4 protein-coding genes and 1 pseudogene are annotated in these 1418 nt (G+C 45.2%); 2 read left to right on the forward strand and 3 right to left on the reverse strand.

The features are described 5' to 3' along the window. Positions 1–222 (forward strand): IS1 family transposase (locus QZ506_RS05360; RefSeq protein WP_291969590.1); only part of this gene is annotated, 222 nt, incomplete at its 5' end. A 112-nt stretch (positions 223–334) separates the two neighbouring features. On the opposite strand, the gene uspA is transcribed toward QZ506_RS05360, so the two are convergent. The 3 genes from uspA to QZ506_RS05375 form a co-directional block, all read right to left on the reverse strand. Then, positions 335–769, reverse strand: coding sequence for a universal stress protein UspA (uspA, locus tag QZ506_RS05365; RefSeq protein ID WP_291969592.1), 435 nt, complete (start codon positions 767–769; stop codon positions 335–337). A gap of 212 nt (positions 770–981) precedes the next feature. Continuing rightward, on the reverse strand, positions 982–1143 hold the full coding sequence (locus QZ506_RS05370) for a hypothetical protein (RefSeq protein WP_291969596.1): 162 nt from the start codon (positions 1141–1143) through the stop codon (positions 982–984). Positions 1144–1172: 29 nt separating this feature from the next. After that, a complete protein-coding gene (locus QZ506_RS05375) occupies positions 1173–1298 on the reverse strand; it encodes a hypothetical protein (protein ID WP_291969594.1) in 126 nt (41 codons plus the stop codon). Positions 1299–1321: 23 nt separating this feature from the next. Here QZ506_RS05375 and QZ506_RS05380 point away from each other — a divergent pair. Beyond that, a pseudogene (locus tag QZ506_RS05380) lies at positions 1322–1418 on the forward strand (IS5/IS1182 family transposase); the annotation flags it as partial.

Below are 1418 nucleotides of genomic sequence, written 5' to 3' on the forward strand. Positions count from 1 at the left end.
GTCAGTCATGCAAACACGGATGGCTACAGGGCTTACAACGACGAACTTCCAAAAGTAAAACACATTGTTAGCAAGCTGTATACACAGCGTATTGAGCGTACACATCTGACGCTGCGTAACCGATTGCAACGGCTCAATCGCAAGACGCTCGGATATTCAAAATCATCCGAAATGCACGATAGGATCGTCGGTACTTACATCGAACGCGAGTACTACGTTTGATGCTACATCAACTCATTGAATACACGACAAAAAAATCGGTCAATTTGCAAAAAAATGCACTAGCTAAAAAGGCTCCCCGGCCTTAACCGGGGAGAGGAAGAGAACGAGGATGTTACTCTTCGTCATCACGCAACGGAACGATCAGCATGTCCACATGCACGGTGTTGATCAGTTGACGCGCGGAAGACATCAGCTTGCTCCAAAAATCCTGATGGTGCCCGCATAACACTAGGTCAGCATCGTATTTCTTGATAGCATCCACCAAAACCTGCACCAGATCGCCACTGCCACTCAAGGTTTCCGTGATCGGATAACCTGCGTTTTTAGAGAGATCGGTCAACGCGTTTTGCGTTTCTTCAGAAATACGCTGCTGCATGTCGCCCAGATTCACATCAATCAGGCCAGTGTACAGATCGGAGTAATCGACGTCGACGTGGATCAACGAGACTTTGGCATTGTACGGCCTTGCCATCGAGACCGCCTTTTCCACTAACACTTTACTTTCTGGAGAAAGGTCAACAGCAATCAGGATATGTTTATAAGCCATAATAAGCTCCTTCCGTAAAGGCACATTAATGGTTCAGCAGATTTTTCCGCCTGCTAATCTGATAGTTAACGGCTTTTCTATAGAATAACACCCCTGCCGATTTTTGTTATGTTTAGCAGATCACACCACCGAATATTTACCACATTCTGCGAGATTATCAACGCCAAGATTATTGGCCGTTTTTCGCCATTTTTAATGTCCGCTATTGCTCATTAATGTTGCCCGCTTTCCGCCATTTCACCATCACTGACTGGCGTGGCGTTTTTTGCCAGCACTCCGGCTTTGCGTTTTTCCTTTAACCGGTAGCTTTCTCCTTTGATGTTCAGTGTGGTTGAGGATTTGTTGAATAATAGGGAATCGTGCTGTTTTGCCATACCCGTTTTGGCAGAAAATGCTTGTCATCTTAGGTGTGCCGTATTCTTATGTGGCCTAACTGCATGAGAAAACTGTACACCTGAGGGGACAAGCATTTTCTACGGCTTTGTTGAATAAATAGAACTTTTGGGTAATCATCGGAGCAGATCACCACAGTTGTTTCAAAATCAGGTATCCATGGCAAAACAAAATGTTAAAATCACCAACTGGCCCTCTTATAACAAGGGCCTCAAGCAGCACGGTTCTCTAACCGTATGGCTAGATGAATCAGCCA

The sequence above is a fragment of the Candidatus Symbiopectobacterium sp. genome (assembly GCF_020054415.1).
Classification (GTDB): Bacteria; Pseudomonadota; Gammaproteobacteria; order Enterobacterales; family Enterobacteriaceae; genus Symbiopectobacterium.

Coding starts and splice junctions, on each gene's coding strand:
- QZ506_RS05370 (WP_291969596.1), bottom strand. CDS start 1,143: ATGGCAAAACAGCACGATTCCCTATTATTCAACAAATCCTCAACCACA.
- uspA (WP_291969592.1), bottom strand. CDS start 769: ATGGCTTATAAACATATCCTGATTGCTGTTGACCTTTCTCCAGAAAGT.